Source organism: Bacillus sp. cl96, from assembly GCF_900100505.1.
GTDB classification, from domain to species: Bacteria; Bacillota; Bacilli; order Bacillales; family Bacillaceae_G; genus Bacillus_A; species Bacillus_A cereus.
Genome location: NZ_FNDM01000001.1, coordinates 591,984 through 609,686 on the forward strand (window position 1 = coordinate 591,984; position 17,703 = coordinate 609,686).

A 17,703-nucleotide genomic window follows, 5' to 3' on the forward strand; every position below is an offset into this window, starting at 1 on the left:
AATGGAAAAACTAAAAAATTTGTTTTCACTCAGTACACATTCAGATGAAAGAATTCAGCAAATTGAAATGAAAATTTGGGCCCAATCTGGAATTGTGGTTTTATTGCTAGCCTTCATTGATTTAATAATAAGGGGCGTATACTTACAAAGACCGTTTCTAGAATGGGCTACAGCACTTGGTATCATTATCTGTTATATGGTATTCTTCTTTATTAGATCCATTTTAGCTGGTGTTTACGAACCAGAAATCGATAACAAGGAAAAATTAAAACAAAAATTAAAAGATAAATTATCTTATACCCTTATTTTATCTTTTTCTGGTGTAGCATACACTACATATCATAATCAATTACCTCAAGATATTGTTGGATGGATCTTAGTATGTATAAAATTCATTCTACTTGTTACTATTTTGTTTGGTATTCAATATTTTATTACTATATTAGCATGGAATAAATCCAATAAAATTCAATAAGTATAGACAAAAAAGCTTATCTTTTAGCACATAATGATAAGCTTTTTATTATTTTCTTCATCTCTTTTTCGTTTTAGGGGGTATTTTGTTTTGTTAGCTTGATAGCGATGTGGTGCTGCCCCTATTAGGCAAATTCGACAAAGAAAAAACACCCAAAGGTGCCTTCCTCCCACTTGAACCATCTTAATTTTATTGTGTTGTTATTATATAAGAAAAGAAGACATCGCTTAAGATGTCTTCTTTTACTTGTACACTTGGTGTTAAGAAGGTATTTATTGCTTAAAAACCATAAAAAAATATAACAATCATCGAGTAAACCTATTATAGCATCAATAAATAGAGTTTTTATATGCATTTTTACATATATATAGATTTATTTATGTTTTATCTATATAGTTAAATTGTCTGTTTCTTGTTTTAATTCGTTTGTTTATTTTGAGTGCTCCAGCAATGGAGCCTTTTTTTATGCAATAAAACATTTTCTTAGCATTACTTAGTTGATCTATATTAACTTTACCCTCTTAAATTATATCTATATTTTACCAAAAAATCATATGGATAACCAGTTTTTTCTAATAATCTATTGGATTGATAATTTTATTGTTAGTTGTTAATACTTATTAGAAAATTCATCATGCAATGAAAATTTAGAAATCAAGAATTATAAAAAACTTATAGTATCTTTTGGAAAAGTATATTTAAAATTTGTATATTAATATGTTATAATTTAATTTCTAAAACTACCAAAAAAGGACTGCCAGTAATGGTGGTCCTTTTTTATATCGGTGAGATTGTACTAGGTTGAGCAAAAAAATGGAACCGAAAAAGTTATTTCTAATGAGGATAGCCTTCTTATGATGAAGTTTCATTCAGTGGATCTGCAAGCAAACATAAAAGAAGGAAAAAATTACGATTTTACTTTACGTGGATATAGAGTACCTATACTTTCATGGTTTCCAAATTTAGATGGTGCCGAATCAAAAAATTAGCACTATTCTTTAATAAAAAATCCTACTCATTTTTTAATGAGTAGGATTTTTTATTAAAGAGCTATTTCGTATTAATTTGTGCCATCATTTAATATGCTATTTTAAAATATTTTCTAAATTTGATAACTTATTATCTAAATTTCCAAATTATATACAGCACTATCAATTAAACAACTATTAAATATATCTTCTATCTAAAACATCGTATTATCATTAGCTGCTTCACTTGGAATCTCTTGAATTACATCCCAGTGTTCGACAATTTTTCCATCCTTGATACGAAATATATCCACTATAGCAACTCCCTTATCTTGAGAATTAGTACGAGAATGTACATGAAGAGCAACTGTATCCCCTTCAGCTACTACACGTTTAATCTCTGCAGAGGAATTAGGATTTTTAACAAAATCCTCCTTAAAGAAATCCATGAAGGCTTTTCGTCCATCAGCAACAAAAGGATTATGTTGCTTATAATCTTCGCTAACATATTTAGGGATAATATCGATATTATGTTTGTTAAAAACTTCATTATAGAAATCAACTACCATCTTTTTATTCTTTTCATTTTCTTTTACTTCTTTTGATGCAGAAGCGACATTTTCGCTCTTAATTGAGTTCCCTTTGTTATTATCAGCGGAAGCTTGATATACCAAAGTCGAAACTACTCCTAAAATAAATACAGAAATAATTGTTATGATTAAACTTTTCTCTAATTTCATATATACCTACCTCTTCTACTTAAATAAGTTTTCTTCTATAAAAAGTTTGAAGAAGGAGAAACCTTCCCAAAAATGTAATGTCAGGGGTAATGTTAGGAATTTCATTTATCCTAACCTCCCCCTATACAAGGCATATTAGAAACGATTCATTCTAACTTAATACCTCATTAACAGTTGCACTGTCCACAATTTGAATAAACTTCTTAACCTTATCGTTCTCATCAAACTTATAAAGGTGACAAAAATCTGCTATGAACGATTTCCCTGTAGCTTTATATGTCCCACTATATTTTCCATACACGATAACAGTATTGTTATTAAAAGCATAGATTTCATCTTTAGCGCTATAGTCATCCCATTCTGTGCCAAGACGTTCATGTACGTTTTTCACTACTTCATCTGGACCTATATAAGTACCTGCATATGGAAACCCAGCAGCTTCTGTCCAAGATACATTTTTACTTAAATACGTTTTGAACGCATCCAATTTCCCTTCGCCAGTTAACACATACGTTTCATGTAATAGCTTTTGATATTTATTCATATCATTAACCCCAAGGCATTTCTTTTGTTACAACTTTTGCACTTAATTCTAATACACCTTTATTTGCATAGTCTGGATATGCTGCTTCAAGTTTTGTCACAAAATCTTTTGAAGTTCCACTTTCCTCAGAAGCTTGAACCGCCGTTCTTAGATAATCCATTGTCGCAGTAAGTGCTTGATTATTTAGGGATTTTTCGATTGATCCATGGCTAGGCACAATTATGTCAGCATGTAATGCTTGTAATACTTTCAAGTTCTCAATCCATGCCTCCATAGCCGCTTTTGAGCTAGTATCCGCTAAGAATACATGTATTTCGTTAAATACATCGATACCACCAATTAATACTTTTAGTTCTTTATTAAATAGGCTAGTTCTGTAATGATCTAAGCCTACTAGTTCAAATGTTAACCCCTGAAAATCAATCGCTTTTTCTTTAAATACTTGAGGTAATACCACGTTACTTGGTGCATTTTCTCCAAGGGCGTCTTTCCAAACTTTTAATTTCCCTAAGACAGAATGAACGATATGTTCAACAGTAGACTCTGTTGCATACGCTATAGCTTCTGGGTAAACGGCTTTAATGCTCTCTAATCCAAAGTAGTAGTCTGGATCCCCATGAATAATAAAGATTTTATCTAAAGATAAGTTATTTTTTTTCAGATACTCAACAATTTCTTTCGAATCAGACTGAGTAAATTTTGAGTTTATTAAAAATGCATGTCCTGCTTTCTCAACTAATGTTGCTGTGACCATAAAGCTTTTTTCATCCGAACTAAACACCGTTAATTTCACATCTTGTTGATTTGTATCGATTGTTTTAAACATAGTATGTTATTCTCCTTTTGTTAAAGTTATGAACTAATTATCATATTTTTATCTTGTTCCGATAAAGTGAAACTTTAATCAGTGGGGGTTTTGTTCATCCCCCACTGATTATTAGCCCACACCAATCGGACTTTTACGGACAGTTGATCCCCCACCTAACTTCTTTGCTTCCACTGAATTTTGAGGTGGGGGTCTTACTGCCCGTTAAAGCGGGATAAAATCTCCCACTCCCATTCATCTGAAAGTGTAATAGTACTGGCGAATATTCCGGAGATGAATGTCAGGTAGCTTAAGATAACATGTTTGCTACTATATCCTAAATTTTCTTAATATAAATTTTTAAAACGCGCTTCAATTTTATCCGGCGTCATTACGCCACCACCAATAGGAATAATTTGATTATCCTTTTGTAAAAGTAATGAAGGATAGCTATTAACACCAAGCTGTCGAACTTTATTGAAATCATTTTGGACATCTATTATTGTTTCTTGAGCGTTTAAACGTTCTAATACTTGTTCAGGGTCCAAACCATGCTCGATTGCAATTTTGCGATATGTTTCTGGATCACTCAGACTTTGGCCCTCATAATAAAACGCTTTTTGCATAGCCGAAGTGAATTCTAATAAACGGTCTGGCGCTAATGAGCGTAAAGCTGAAAAACCAATTGCAGCATCTTTCGAATTCATTTTAAAAGTCCCTTCCTCCACCAATTTTTGATAGGAAGGACCAAATTCAGCACCTGTAAGTTGATTAATTCTTTTATTTCCTTCTTCTATATATGAAAAGTTTTTCATTGGTAAATTATCTAAAAATAACCCTCCACATAAAACCGTTAATGGTACTTCAGTGTGGTTTTTGTAAAATCCTTTAATACTTTCTGAAAAACCATAGCACCATCCACAATATGCATCCCATACGTAAATAAGATTATCTTGTTTCGTCTCCATTTAAATCTCCTACCTTTTTTTATTATCCAGCTCAACTAAATTTTTGGTTTATATAAGTACATCTTTTTATACCTTATTCTTTTTTAGATACCTTACTATATTTCCCCAAAACTAATATTTCCAAAGAAAGATCCACCAAGGTTTTTAACAAAAGATAACGTTTCACCTTATTGCCCCGTAACAGAAAATACTAAAGCTTAGAATATGCATCGATTTGAATGTGTTAGTAACTTTCTACACCGGGTGGCAACGTATGGACCACCATCCTTAATTAAATATATAAATCATATTTTTAGCAGATATTAGTTGTAACTAAATTGATTACATCTTTATGTAACTATTTTAGTTACAACTAATATAGAAGTCAATTCTTTTTTTCGAAAACATTAAATTTCTACATTAATCTACAACCAATCCCACTCTTTACAAAAATATATCAACGATTATTCGATTATATCGATCGTAACTCCGAATATATCAACGTTTCGACACAACATATCGATTTACCGACAAATTTCGTGAAAACTATCACCAAAACCACCAACCAATCCCACATCACGTTCACCTACAAAGAAAAAAAGCACCAGGTCCCCCTAGTGCTCTCCCTCTAAAACAAATGACAAGCCACTTCATGCCCTTTCGCAATCTCAACCATCTTCGGTACTTCCTGTGCGCATTTTTCAGTGGCGAATTTGCAGCGCGTTCTAAATTTGCAGCCGGATGGTGAGTTGAGCGGGCTTGGTACTTCTCCCTCTAGGATGATCCGTTCTTTTCCTATGTTTGTTGGATCTGGTTCTGGCATGGATGAGAGTAGTGCTTGTGTGTATGGATGTGCCGGTTTTGTGTATAGGTCTTCGCTGTCGGCAATTTCTACTATGTTTCCTAAGTACATGACTCCGATGCGGTCTGATATGTGCCTTACCATCGATAGGTCATGTGCGATGAATAAGTATGTGACTCCTGTTTCTTCTTGAATGTCTTGCAGCATGTTTACGACTTGCGCTTGGACTGAGACATCTAGTGCTGAGATTGGTTCGTCACATAGGATAAAGTCTGGTTTTACAGATAGTGCGCGCGCGATGCTGATGCGCTGTCTTTGACCTCCGCTAAATTCGTGCGGGTAGCGATATAAATGTTCTTCTTTTAAGCCTACCTTTTTAAGCAGGTCTAATATGATTTCTTTTTGTTCTTCTTTTTCATAAGATCCATGAATGTTCATTGGCTCACTAATAATTTGGAATACATTCATTGCCGGGTTTAATGATGCGTATGGATCTTGGAAAATAATTTGCATTCTTTTTCGATATTCTTTTAGTTCACTTTCTTTTAAACTTGCGATATCTTTTCCGTCGAATAAAACGTTACCTGAAGTGACATCGTGTAAACGAATGATGCTTCTTCCTGTCGTTGATTTTCCGCAACCTGATTCTCCTACTAATCCGAATGTTTCACCTTTTTTAATGGTGAAGCTAAGGTCATCAACTGCTTTTAATTGCTCTGTTTTCCTGCCAAATAGTCCTTTTTTAATAGGAAAATACTTTTTTAAGTTCCGAACTTCAATTAAGTTTTCTTCATGCATGTGAATCACCTACTGTCTTATCGTTTAACCAGCACATGGAACGTCTTTCGTTTCCGATTTCAAAATATGGCGGACGTTCTTTTTCACAAATGTCCATCGCATGCGGGCAACGCTCTGCGAATGGGCAACCTTGTGGCGGGTTTAATAAGTTTGGCGTTACACCTTGAATAGGAGCGAGTCTTTCTTTTACGCCGTTCGCTATTTTTGGCAAAGAGTTTAATAGCCCTTTCGTATATGGATGATTCGGCGATTGGAAAATATCAAGTACAGGTCCTTCTTCCATAATAAGCCCGCCGTACATAACGATAACGCGCGTACAGTTTTGCGCGACGATTCCTAAGTCATGCGTAATAAGAAGTAACGCCATATTCGTTTCGTTCTTTAAGTTTTTCATTAAATCTAGTATTTGTGCTTGTATCGTTACATCAAGTGCAGTCGTCGGCTCGTCCGCAATAAGAAGGTCAGGGTTGCAAGACATCGCCATTGCGATCATAACTCGCTGCTTCATACCACCGCTTAGTTCATGCGGATATTGTTTTACCCTTTCTTCTGGCGACGAAAGGCCGACTTGTTTTAACAAGTTAATCGCGATTTGCTCTGCTTCTTTCTTTTTCACTTTTTGATGACGTATAATTACTTCCATCATTTGTTTCCCAATTTTCACGACCGGATTCAGCGCTGACATTGGGTCTTGAGAGATAAGTGAAATTTGATTTCCTCTAATAGAACGTAATTCTTTTTCAGATTTAGAAAGTATGTTTTCATTATGAAAAAGAATCTCTCCTTCTTTCACTTTTCCTGGGGACATAACGAGAGACATAACAGACTTCGCCATTACACTCTTTCCGCTTCCAGATTCCCCAACGATACCGACTACTTCTCCTTTATTTAAGCGAAATGTAACGCCGCGAACCGCTTCAACTTCGCCACTTTCTATGAAAAAAGAAGTCTTTAAATTTTTCACTTCTAGTAGTTTTTCAGACACGCTTCTCACTCCTTTCACTTAACACTTTAGTTTTCATGTCCGGCTCCTTTTGGTGCGAAAGCTTTCTTCAATGCTTCACCAATTACGTTAAAACTAAGTACCGTTAAAAGGATAAGAAATCCTGGGAAGAGCGTTAAATACCAAGCTTCACCAATATATCCTTGCGCATTGTTTAGCATGCTGCCCCAAGAAGAATCTGGTTCTCTAATACCTAAACCTAGGAAACTAAGTGATGATTCCATTAAAATTGATGTCGCAATCGTTAATGTCGCGGCGATAATAATGGTTGATAAAATGTTAGGAATGATATGTCTTACAATAATCATAAGTGACTTTTGTCCTGATACTTTTGCGTATAAAACGTACTCACGCTCTTTTACAGATAACGTTTCTGCCCTTACAATACGGGCGGTGTCCATCCATGTTAGTAATCCGATAATAAGAACTAGCGTCGTAATTCCTGGTTTTAAATACGCATTTAATAGTAGCATTAAAAAGAATGATGGAATTGACATAAGCACTTCAACAACTCGCATTAAAAAGTTGTCTAACTTTCCGCCAAAATACCCGCTAATTGTTCCAACTGCAGTACCGATTGTAATAGAAACAACCATCGCAAGGAAACCGACCGCAAGCGAAACTCGTCCGCCATATAACGCTCTCGTTAAGTAATCCCTTCCGTAATCATCCGTTCCGAAAGGATGACTCATACTCGGTTCTTGTAAGCGATCTGGAATCGACATTTTGCTAGGATCGTACGGCGATACGAATGCGAAAATTGATGCGACCGTTAAAACCGCAAGTATAATAACTCCCATTGCAACAAACTTATTTTTCGTAAAGCTATGTTTTATCGTTTGAAATCTCCTATTATTCATTCCAAATCACCCCCTCATTCGAATGCGCGGATCTACTACGCCATATAAAATATCAGCAATTAAGTTACCGAGAATTAACATGAATGATGATAGTAATGTAATTGCCATGATAATCGGATAATCAAATCTAAAAATAGCATTTACCCCAAGTGAACCAAGACCCGGCCATGAAAATACTGTTTCCGTAATAAACGCTCCGCCCACTAAACTTGGAATCGATAATCCGAAAATTGTAATGATCGGTATTAATACATTTCGAAGTACGTGATTAAATAAAACCGTTTTCTTTGAAGCGCCGTACGCATATTGAATTTGTACATATTCTTCTTCTAATTGCTGAATCGTACTTGAACGAATATATCTCATATAAACAGATACGTTTTGGAACGCTAGCACCATGCAAGGTAAAATGCCGTGTTGCACAATATCCCAGACAGAATCTTTACCTACGGTGCGCATACCCATACTCGGAAGTAGGTTCAATTTTAAAGAGAATAAGTAGACTAATAGTAGTGCAAACCAGAAAACCGGCATAGAAATACCAACGTATGAAATAAAGTTTACAATGCGGTCAAAGAATGAATTCTTTTTCACACCTGTAAATAGTCCAAGTGGTATTGCGATTACGAATGAGACGAGTAAAGATGATCCCATTAATCCAATTGTTGCAGGTAATCTTTCTGTGATAAGTTCCAAAACAGGACGATGATTTTGAAGTGAGTAACCAAAGTTTCCTGTTAAAATGTTTTTTAACCATAAAAAATACTGCACGTAAATTGGTTGATCTAGTCCTAAACTTTTGCGAATACGCTCCACATCAATTGGACTCATGTTTGGCGTTACAAAGTTTCGAACCGGATCCCCCGGTGCTAGTTTTATTAATAGAAAAGAAATAATAGAAATAACAAATAAAAGCGGAATTGCATTTAAAAGCCTCTTCGCAATTACTTTATACACAAACTTCCCCCCTCAAGCTAAAGAAGCTGATTTCCACCAGCTTCTTTATTGTTTCTTATTTCACTTCATAAATCTTAGATAGATCTTCAAACATTGTGACAGGAATTGCTTTCGCTTCTTTTAATCCATCAAACTTTTTATCTACTGCAATAACTGCTTTCGGATACGCGATTGGTAGATAAGGTACGTCTTCTCTAGCTGTCTCTTGAATTTTATGGTATAGCTCTGCGCGTTTTGTTTTATCTGTCTCAACTGCAGCTTCTTCCCATAACTTATCGAAATCAGCGTTTTTATATCGTGCATAATTGTATTCAGCATTACTTAAGAATAAGCTCTTATATGAATCTGGCTCAGGTCCCATTATGTAACCACCAAATGTAATGTCATATTCTTTATTCTCTTTATCTAAGCCTTTTTCACTTGCTGCACTAGCATCTAATGCATTTAGTTCAACTTCTAAGCCAACTTCTTTTAATTTTTGTTGTGTATAAAGCGCTAAGCTTTCCATAATTTTATTATTCGTTACATACATGACGCGTACTTTTTCTTTATCTTTCACGCCAGCTTTTGCTAATAAATCTTTCGCTTCTTTTTTATCATACTTATACTCTTTAATATCTTTCGCATAATACATAGCGTCTGGCGTTAAGATTGAATTTGCTGGTTCTGCAAATTCACCTGAAACGAATGCTGAGTTAATCATTTCTTTCTTATCTAACGCATGTGCAATTGCTTGGCGCACTTCTTTTTTCTTCATAAGCTCCGTATTCATGTTATAAGATAAGTAGAATAATCTACCTTCAGGGAATGTCACCATTGAGAAGTTCCCAGTGCTATCTAATTTCTTAAAGTCTTGTGGCTCAATCATCTTCATGTTGATTTGACCATTTTGCAGTGAAACATTTGCTGTATTACGGTCTTTTACAACTCGGTATACGATAGAGTCTAATTTAGCTTTCCCACCTACATAATCATCAAATCGATCTAATGCAACGTACTCATCTGATTTATACTCTTTAAACTTAAACGGCCCTGATCCTACAGGCTGTAAGTTTTTCTTACTCTTCGCTAAATCTGCTTCCCCTTCAAATACATGTTTCGGAATTGGGAAGAAATCATTCATCACACCTTCGAAAGATGCGCTTACTTGTGGTAAAACGAATTGAGTTGTTAACTCATCTACCTTTTTCACCTCAAGCGGCTTTCCTTTAAAAATAAAGTTTTCACGACTTGAGCTATTTTGCTTTTCATCCAAAATAGATTGGAATGTAAATGCTATATCGTCTGATGTAATTTTCTTACCATCATGCCATTTCAAATTATCTTTTAACTTCAGTGTCCAAGTTAATTGATCTTCTGAAGGCGTAAAGCTCTCAGCAAGAACAAACTTTTTCTTACCGTTTTCCATATGATATAGCGGCGCATATAAAGCTTGCTGCACAGTTAATGACACACGATCATTCGCATAAAGCGGATTCATCGTATCTGGATTATCGCTAACACCAATCGTTAACGCCCCTCCGTCTTTCGGAGTCCCTGATTTACTAGTTCCTGCTTGCTTCGAATCTTTTTCCCCTGAACAAGCAGCTAATGCAATAAATAATAGTAGGACAAATGGTAATACAAACAACTTCTTCTTCATATTTCGACCCCTCTCGACTATTTACACCTATAAGAAAACTCGGAATTAATACCGAGTTTTCTTATAGGTTTTAAATTACCACTACCTGTATGTATTGTCAAACTTTTTCGCAAAGGTAGAAAGTTTGTAATCTATTAATGCATTCTTGCGATAAACTATATTTATGCGGAGGAGAAAATAAAAAGACCACGAATAAGTAGCCTCATAAAATGAGGTAAAAAACTATCAACTTACAGAAAATCCCTCTAAAACGATTGTTTTATATGATCGAAAATGTAGAATAGGATTAAAGACAAAAAACACATTTAGGAGGTTATCATGACATTTGATGAATTGAAAAAAAGACCACCAAAAGGCAGTCTCAAAACTCAATCTTATTCCCTACCCCTTGCTCCAACGCTCTCTCATACAAATACTTCGCAACGATAATATCTACTACTGCCAAACCAACTGATTTGAAAATAGTAATCTCTTCATCATTTTCGCGCCCAGCTTTTTCTCCGCTTATAATTTGACCAAGTTCAGCGTGAATGGCGTTTGCTTTGAATAGACCTTCTTTTATCGGAACTTGAAGGTCTCCTGTTTCGTCTAGTGCTGCTTCTTTTGATTCGACTACTACTTTGTTTGCTTTAGCTATGGCATGTGAGGGTAGTTCTTGCATGCTCGGTCTGAATGAGCCGACGGCGTTTACGTGGACGCCTTTTTGCAAGATTTCTGAGAAGACTGGTGTGGTTGCGTTCGTAGTTGTGACGATGATGTCTGCTTCACGTACTGCTTCATTTGGATCCTTGTAAACGTAAGCAGGTTTACCAAATTTCTCTTGTATATATTGCGCAAATGCATACGCTTTTTCTTCTGTGCGATTGTATAAGATGACTTTTTCGATATCTCTAACCGCAAATATTGCTTCGGCAATTCCTTTCGCTTGTTCACCCGTGCCGATAATGCATAAAGTTTTTGCGTTATGACGAGCTAAATATTTTGTCGCTACTCCTGATAAGGCGCCCGTTCGGATCATCGTTAAGTACGATCCTTCTAGAAGTGCGAGCGGTTCTCCCGTTTGAAAGTCTGATAGCATCACAATCCCATTGATCGTTTTCTTTCCTATCTGTTTATTTTGCGGGACTACCGTTACTATTTTTACTCCAAGTGCCTCAAGTCCTTCCGCTACTGAAGGCATAATTAATGCCGTATTTTGCTCGTTCGCAAATGGTAATGAGCCTCTTATTGGTGTAATCGTTCTTTCTGCGGAAAATTCTTTTAAAGCAAGCGCCGCGTATTCAATAACTTCATTCATATTTACTAAGTTTCTTTGTTCGTTCGCGCTTATGACAAGCATATCTTTCCACCCCCTCCTCTTATCCTAACAAAAATCCTCGATTCAAATCATCTCTCGGATCTACAACGAACTGATGAAATCCTGTAATAAAGGCATTCCCCGTTACTTTTGGAACGACAGCTTCATATGTATCTACTGCGGTTACGGATAATACTTCTCCCTGGAATTTCCCATCAGTAATGCATTCATGGATGAATACTTCTCCTTTTTGCAAGGTAGCTTTTTCAAAAAGAGTTGCGATTCTCGCTGAAGTTCCTGTACCGCAAGGAGAACGGTCTACTTGCCCATCAGCAAAAATCGTTACATTTCGTAGCGTAGTACCTTTGTCTTTCGGTTCATCTGAAAAGATAACGCCGTATATTCCTTTCAATCCTTCTTCAAGTGGATGTTTCACTTCCATTTTGCTCTCTATATAATGTTTAATTTTACCGCCCCACATTTGAATAGCAGATAAATCTTTGAAATCAACTTTCAAACCAAATTCTTTACAATCTACTACAGCGTAAAATGCTCCTCCAAACGCGATATCTACTTGAAATTCATAGTTATCTATTTTAATAGGAACGTCCTTTTTGTATACAAAGGACGGGACATTTTCAAATGATACAGATTCTACTTCACTCCCGTTATATGTTGCATACGCAATAACTTCTCCGGCTGGGCTATCAATAATGAACTTTTGTTTTTCACCCTTTACTTCAAACATGCCTGTTTCAATTCCAACTGTAATAACAGCGATAATACCGTGACCACACATCGTACTCCAGCCTTCATTGTGCATAAACAATACGCCAAAATCAGCGTGAGCACTTGCAGGCGGGGTAATAATACAACCATACATCCCGTGATGCCCCCTCGGTTCATACATCAGAACTTCACGAAGGTAATCCAAATGTTCCATGCAGTAGACGCGTCTTTCCAGCTGCGTTTCCCCTTTTATTTCTGGCACACCACCCGTAATAATTCGAAGCGGCTCCCCAGCTACGTGTGCATCAATCGTTGTATATATTTTACTAACCTTCATTTCTATCTCTCCCCTATACGTTGATACTATTTCCAACGCAAGTATCATGCCAAATCGTATAGCATTACTTTTTTCAAATCCCCTCAGTAATGTGTATTCTTTTTTCAACAAATTCATATACAACTGTCTACTTTTTTATACACGGCTTGGATGTTACGTTATAAAACACCTCGATAACTTTGCAATTCCTCTCGTACACACATGTAGGATTCCTTTTACCATTATTATTTTCAATGTAAAGTTACTTCGCTCCCCAACATATACTGTTCAAAAGCAAAAAGGAAGTGATCCCATGTATTACGGAACAAAGGGCTGGTACGTAGCTGAACTAAAAAAATTAGGTGTGCGCTATCATGAAGGAAGAAAACTAGAAAGTTACCGCGGACACATATTACGCAATTTATTAATCGCACAACAAGAAAAATTAAAAGAACAGTAACATTCTAATGTAACGATATCGGCGATTCGCCATGGAATATCGACTTACCGACAAATTCCGCTAATTCATCTATCTACACCACCAACCAATCACACATCAAACTACAATAGAAAAAGGTCACCCAAACGGGTGACCTTCCTTTCTTATTCACAAACAAGAATTTGTCTAGTAAATGATCCTTTTCTTGTAATACAGCGATCTGTAATTTCAAATCCTGCTTCATGGATCATGTCATCCATTGTTTCCATCGTGACAACGACTACTTTTTTCGCGATGCGGCGTGCACTTGAAAGAATGGAGAGCTGGTCTTCTGGTGTGGCATGCGTAAATAGGTCGTACGGCATATCGATAATGGCAACGTCGTAGTTCTCAGTAATTTCCTCGATTGGTCCTTTTGTTACTGTTCCTTCAAATCCGAAATGTGCGATGTTTTTTCTCGTTCCAAGAACTACAAGTGGATTTATATCTCTACCAACGATGTTAATCCCCATAGAAAGTGCTTCTACTACTACTGTTCCAATACCGCAGCACGGGTCAATTGCTCGTACTCCTTCTGGATTTGGTACAGCGATATTTGCAACCGATCTCGCAACACGTGTGCTAAGTGATGTCGAATAACTATGCGGTTTTTTTATGTGATGATACCAAACTGGTTCGCTTTCTACATAGTGCCCGAAGTACCAGCGTCCTCCAAGAGGAACGATCCCGAATACACGCTCTGGATTACGAACATCCGCTTCTCCTTCAATATGCATGCCAAGGTCTCGTTCAATAAGGCGTCTTTCTCCATATTCAATTTTATTTTCTCCAACGAGGTCATTGATTTTAACGAAGATAACTTTAAACGACGCCCCCGCCAAATCAATTTGTTCCACTTGTTTTAAAATGCTTTCTAAGTCGTCCCCTTCATACATAACCTCAACGCGCTCTTTCATAAACGCACTTCTACTCGGGTCAATCTTGACATCACTTTTTAAAATATTAACGTGGGACTCCATTCCAAAGAACGAGCGCATTTCCAAGTAACATAAAGCACGCTCCTCCTCACGAAATGCATACGTATATATACAGGCAGGTGTTTTACTATGATTATTCAATCTATTATCATCCTCTATCGTTTAAAATTGTTATGATTACAATTACTCAAATACTTTTCTTTTGTATATAAAATTAAATGATATCATATGCCGGAAATAAAGAGAAACGTTAATAAATAAAAGAGACTGCCAATGGCAATCTCTTATTATTTATTAACGGAAAGAAGACACGTTGTTACCCATTTCTTCATAGTAATCTAAAATGCCTTGATAAATCGCTTCCGCTGCACGTTGTCTCCATTCTTCAGTAGCTAGTTTTTCACCTTCACCTTTAGCATCGATGAAACCTAGTTCAGCTAAAATAGCAGGCATTGTATTGTATTTCACTACATAGAAGTTTTCTGTCTTTACACCTCTATCATTTGATTGAAGTGCTTGTACTAAACGTTTTTGTACTTTTTCTGCTAGTACACGGCTTTCTTCTGAGTTTGGATTTGTTGCCGATCTGTAGTAGAACGTTTCTGTTCCTTCTACTTGTTCATTAAACCCGTTTGCATGAATACTTACGAAAATATCACCTTTATTTTCTTGTGCAAATTCTACACGTTTTTTCAAAGATTCACCAGGAGTATTTCCCGGACGCGTATCATCATTACGTGTTAATAAAACAGTAAATGGTGTCTTTTGTTCAAATAGTTTTTGTACACGTAAAGATGTATCTAATACAATAGCACTTTCATCCATTTTCACACCAGAATGCCCTGGATCAACTCCACCATGACCTGGATCAATGATAATCGCTTTTCCTTCTAAGAAATTCCCTTGCTTCACTGGATTTAATTGATTTTTATTAACCCATTGGAAACCAGCGCCCATGCGGATACGAATCCAGCTGCCGTTCTCTTCAATAACAGTTACTTGCTGTGCGTTATGTGTTCCCATTACTTTTGACGAAGAAGAAGCTTCTGCATAAGTAGTGAATCCTTCATTAATAACTTCTGTTTTCTCTACTAAAGGTGTCCATTTATCACCGTTACTTGTTGCAATTTTGATCCATCCATCTCGTTCTTCTTTAATTTCTACCGTTTGTGGATTATGCTGATTCGCACTAATCCCAGAACTTAATGATGGTGCGTGATATGTAATGAATTTTCTATCTATGTACATTTTCTTTGTTTCTACTGGACGATCACTATTCTTACTAAATTTATCTGTTTGCGCAGTAAGCTGAGCTGCTTGTTCACGCGTAATAGAATCATTCGGTTTCCAGCCATTCTCTGTACCTAAAGAAAGTTTTAATTCTACTAAAATATTAACTTCTTCTTTACCCCAATGATTCTCTAAATCAGCGAATTTTGTAGGAACTGGTCCTGTTACTTTGCTTTTCAGATTATATGCTCTTACAAGCATAGCTGCCATTTCAGCACGAGTTACTTTTCCTTCAGGATCAAATACTCCTGGTTCTCGTCCCTTAATAATATTCTCTTTTTCCATGGCTGCAATAAATGAAGCTGCCCAACTATTTTTTGCATCATCATAAGACGGCTTTGCATTTGGATCTACTTTAGCACCAATTGCTGTTGCGATAATCTTTGCTGCCTGGGCACGTGTTAAATTTCCGTATGGCATAAAGTTACCATCTGGCATACCGTTAATTACATTTCTCTCTACTAAATAATAAATTGCGTCTTTCGACCACGCACTATCTGAAACATCAGGAAATTTCTTCGTTTCTGCTAAACTACTAATTGGATGTGCTAGTAAATTTGCTGCTAATAAACCTGCGGCTATTGCTTTGTACTTCATGAAAAATAAATCTCCTCTCAAAACTTCATATTCATACATTTTTTTAATCAAGCTAACTAAAAAATATTAACTATTAATTAATTCCTTTCATAGTGTATAACATTATATATCTATAGTAAATACGTTTCCGGCCTTATAACAAAAATCGCATATATATAACTTATAATGAATGTATATAAAAAAACTTTAATCAGCCCTCACCAATCGGGCTTTTACGGGCAGCCCGGTCCCCATCTAACTTTTTTGCTTTCGCTGAATTTTGAGGTAGGGGTCTTACTACTCGGCAAATAGCGGGATAAAAAAGCGATTAGAACATGTCTCCTAATCGCTTCGCCAAATAAAAAGCTGATTAAAAATAATATCTTTAATCAGCTCTCTATTATCTATGAAATTATTCTTCAATTAAATTAGACATTACATATGCATACACTAATGCTTCTGTATGCGCAATAGAACTTTCATGTGTACGTTCAAATGCATGAGAAGAATCAATACCCGCTCCAATTAAAGCATGTTTCACATCAAATCCCGCGCGAATCGCAGCTGATGCATCAGATCCGTAGTATGGATAAATATCTACTTTATATTCAATATGATTCGTTTTCGCAAGCTCTACTAAATTTTTACGCAGTGCGTAATGATACGGGCCGCTAGAGTCTTTTGCACAAATAGATACTGTATATTCATCAGATGCTTGTCCATCACCTAACGCTCCCATATCAACTGCTAAGTATTCAACAGTTTCTTCAGGAATGTTAGAATTACCACCGTATCCAATCTCTTCATTATTAGAAATTAAGAAATGCGTCGTATATGGTAATGTTACGTTTTCATCTTGTAATCTTTTAATTAATTTTAATAAAATCGCAACACTTACTTTGTCATCTAAATGACGGGATTTTATGTATCCACTCTCTGTAATTTGAACACGCGGATCAAATGAAACGAAGTCTCCTACTTCAATTCCTAATTCGCGTACTTCATCAGCTGAAAATACGCGCTCATCAATACGAACTTCAATATTTTTCTCATCGCGTTTTGCTTCACCTGCATCTTTATATACATGTACAGATGTTTGATGCATTAAAATCGTTCCTGTATATGTCTTGCCACTTGCTGTTTCAATTTCGCAATATTCCCCTTCTACAGAGTTCCAGCGAAATCCACCAATCATAGAAAGACTCAGGCGACCATCAGGCTTAATTTCTTTCACCATCGCACCTAACGTATCAACGTGTGCCGTTAATAAGCGGTGCTGCGCATCATTCTTCCCTTTTACCGTTAAAATAAGAGCTCCCTTATTATTACGTTTCGTTTCTACGTTCCACTCACTGACATAGTTTTCAATGAAATTAATAATTTTTGCTGTATTTCCAGATGGACTCGGAATAGAGACAAGCTCCTTAATCAGTTCCATCGTTTCTTTCGTATGATGTGCCATTGTCGTTTCCTCCTCATTTTCTCTACTATTCAGTATACAAAATTCGCCAGAAAACCTCTACTTATATAGCTCAATT

The 17,703-nt window shown here is 36.1% G+C and carries 16 protein-coding genes; 2 read left to right on the forward strand and 14 right to left on the reverse strand.

Going from position 1 to position 17,703, the window contains the following annotated elements:
• The first annotated feature begins 1 nt into the window (after nt 1).
• On the forward strand, nt 2–475 hold the full coding sequence (locus BLT20_RS03335; RefSeq protein WP_000413175.1) for a DUF6773 family protein: 474 nt from the start codon (nt 2–4) through the stop codon (nt 473–475).
• Between the two features lie 1,183 nt (nt 476–1,658).
• Here BLT20_RS03335 and BLT20_RS03345 read toward each other — a convergent pair.
• The 11 genes from BLT20_RS03345 to BLT20_RS03395 form a co-directional block, all read right to left on the reverse strand.
• On the reverse strand, nt 1,659–2,183 hold the full coding sequence (locus tag BLT20_RS03345; protein ID WP_000764205.1) for a nuclear transport factor 2 family protein: 525 nt from the start codon (nt 2,181–2,183) through the stop codon (nt 1,659–1,661).
• 151 nt (nt 2,184–2,334) lie between these two features.
• The gene (locus tag BLT20_RS03350) at nt 2,335–2,727 is read right to left on the reverse strand and encodes a nuclear transport factor 2 family protein (protein ID WP_001046378.1); all 393 of its coding nucleotides are present in this window, start codon (nt 2,725–2,727) and stop codon (nt 2,335–2,337) included.
• 4 nt (nt 2,728–2,731) lie between these two features.
• Nucleotides 2,732–3,553 (reverse strand): MBL fold metallo-hydrolase, encoded by an 822-nt coding sequence (locus BLT20_RS03355; RefSeq protein WP_000477282.1) that lies wholly within the window; start codon nt 3,551–3,553, stop codon nt 2,732–2,734.
• 326 nt (nt 3,554–3,879) lie between these two features.
• The gene (locus BLT20_RS03360) at nt 3,880–4,500 is read right to left on the reverse strand and encodes a DsbA family protein (protein ID WP_000448622.1); all 621 of its coding nucleotides are present in this window, start codon (nt 4,498–4,500) and stop codon (nt 3,880–3,882) included.
• A gap of 607 nt (nt 4,501–5,107) precedes the next feature.
• Nucleotides 5,108–6,079 (reverse strand): ABC transporter ATP-binding protein, encoded by a 972-nt coding sequence (locus BLT20_RS03365; protein WP_000544129.1) that lies wholly within the window; start codon nt 6,077–6,079, stop codon nt 5,108–5,110.
• Nucleotides 6,072–7,064, reverse strand: a complete 993-nt coding sequence (locus BLT20_RS03370) for an ABC transporter ATP-binding protein (protein ID WP_001291146.1) — start codon at nt 7,062–7,064, stop codon at nt 6,072–6,074. Before BLT20_RS03370 ends, BLT20_RS03365 begins: the two co-directional genes overlap by 8 nt.
• Nucleotides 7,065–7,090: 26 nt before the next feature.
• The gene (locus BLT20_RS03375; protein ID WP_001065285.1) at nt 7,091–7,942 is read right to left on the reverse strand and encodes an ABC transporter permease; all 852 of its coding nucleotides are present in this window, start codon (nt 7,940–7,942) and stop codon (nt 7,091–7,093) included.
• Nucleotides 7,943–7,948: 6 nt separating this feature from the next.
• Nucleotides 7,949–8,899 (reverse strand): ABC transporter permease, encoded by a 951-nt coding sequence (locus BLT20_RS03380; RefSeq protein ID WP_000278778.1) that lies wholly within the window; start codon nt 8,897–8,899, stop codon nt 7,949–7,951.
• A 55-nt stretch (nt 8,900–8,954) separates the two neighbouring features.
• Entirely contained in the window at nt 8,955–10,541 is a 1,587-nt protein-coding gene (locus BLT20_RS03385) for an ABC transporter substrate-binding protein (protein ID WP_000727699.1), read from the reverse strand.
• Nucleotides 10,542–10,902: 361 nt separating this feature from the next.
• A complete protein-coding gene (locus tag BLT20_RS03390) occupies nt 10,903–11,880 on the reverse strand; it encodes an ornithine cyclodeaminase family protein (protein ID WP_000960320.1) in 978 nt (325 codons plus the stop codon).
• 19 nt (nt 11,881–11,899) lie between these two features.
• Nucleotides 11,900–12,904: a proline racemase family protein gene (locus BLT20_RS03395; protein WP_000868690.1), complete on the reverse strand. Its 1,005-nt coding sequence runs from the start codon at nt 12,902–12,904 to the stop codon at nt 11,900–11,902.
• A gap of 208 nt (nt 12,905–13,112) precedes the next feature.
• Between BLT20_RS03395 and BLT20_RS30065 the strand changes: the two genes are divergently transcribed.
• Nucleotides 13,113–13,343 (forward strand): YflJ family protein, encoded by a 231-nt coding sequence (locus tag BLT20_RS30065; protein WP_100655457.1) that lies wholly within the window; start codon nt 13,113–13,115, stop codon nt 13,341–13,343.
• A 143-nt stretch (nt 13,344–13,486) separates the two neighbouring features.
• Here BLT20_RS30065 and BLT20_RS03405 read toward each other — a convergent pair whose 3' ends face one another.
• The 3 genes from BLT20_RS03405 to BLT20_RS03415 all read right to left on the reverse strand — a co-directional run bounded on the left by BLT20_RS03405 (nt 13,487) and on the right by BLT20_RS03415 (nt 17,627).
• Nucleotides 13,487–14,440, reverse strand: coding sequence for a TRM11 family SAM-dependent methyltransferase (locus BLT20_RS03405; RefSeq protein WP_001059320.1), 954 nt, complete (start codon nt 14,438–14,440; stop codon nt 13,487–13,489).
• A 153-nt stretch (nt 14,441–14,593) separates the two neighbouring features.
• A complete protein-coding gene (locus tag BLT20_RS03410) occupies nt 14,594–16,186 on the reverse strand; it encodes an N-acetylmuramoyl-L-alanine amidase (RefSeq protein WP_000875327.1) in 1,593 nt (530 codons plus the stop codon).
• 391 nt (nt 16,187–16,577) lie between these two features.
• Nucleotides 16,578–17,627, reverse strand: coding sequence for a M42 family metallopeptidase (locus tag BLT20_RS03415; protein WP_000930080.1), 1,050 nt, complete (start codon nt 17,625–17,627; stop codon nt 16,578–16,580).
• Nucleotides 17,628–17,703: the final 76 nt, after the last annotated feature.